This window comes from Streptomyces sp. SID13726 (assembly GCF_010548375.1).
Classification (GTDB): Bacteria; Actinomycetota; Actinomycetes; order Streptomycetales; family Streptomycetaceae; genus Streptomyces.
Genome location: NZ_JAAGLY010000189.1, coordinates 1 through 574, shown reverse-complemented (window position 1 = coordinate 574; position 574 = coordinate 1). Strand labels below are relative to the sequence as shown.

The following is a 574-nucleotide window of genomic DNA, read 5'->3' as shown; positions in this document are numbered from 1 at the left end:
GATCTTGCCGTAGCGGGCCGCGTCGATGTCGAAGGTCCGGCCCGAGCCGGCCCCTATGACCTGGATGATCGCCCCGCACTCGGCGTTCTTGAGCATGTCCGAGACCGAGGACTTCTGGACGTTCAGGATCTTGCCGCGGATCGGCAGGAGCGCCTGGAATTCCGAATTCCGCGCGAGCTTGGCGGTACCGAGCGCGGAGTCGCCCTCGACGATGAAGAGCTCGCTGCGCTCCACGTCGTCACTGCGGCAGTCGGCCAGCTTCGCGGGCAGCGAGGAGGTCTCCAGCGCGGTCTTGCGGCGCTGCGCCTCCTTGTGCTGGCGGGCGGCGATCCGGGTCCGGGCGGCCGCGACGATCTTCTCCATCACGGCGCGGGCCTGCTGCTTGTCGTCGCGCTTCGTGCTGGTCAGGAAGGCCTTGAGCTCCTTGGCGACCACGGCCGCGACGATCCGGGCGGCCGCCGAGGTGCCGAGCACCTCCTTGGTCTGCCCCTCGAACTGCGGCTCGGCCAGCCGGACGGTGACGACCGCCGTCAGGCCCTCCATCGCGTCGTCCTTGACCACGTCGTCCTCGGCC

The 574-nt window shown here is 69.7% G+C and carries 1 protein-coding gene; it reads right to left on the bottom strand.

All coding sequences use genetic code 11. The features are described from left to right. On the bottom strand, positions 1-574 hold a 574-nt coding region (locus G3I78_RS47090; protein ID WP_239158463.1), incomplete at both ends, for a toprim domain-containing protein.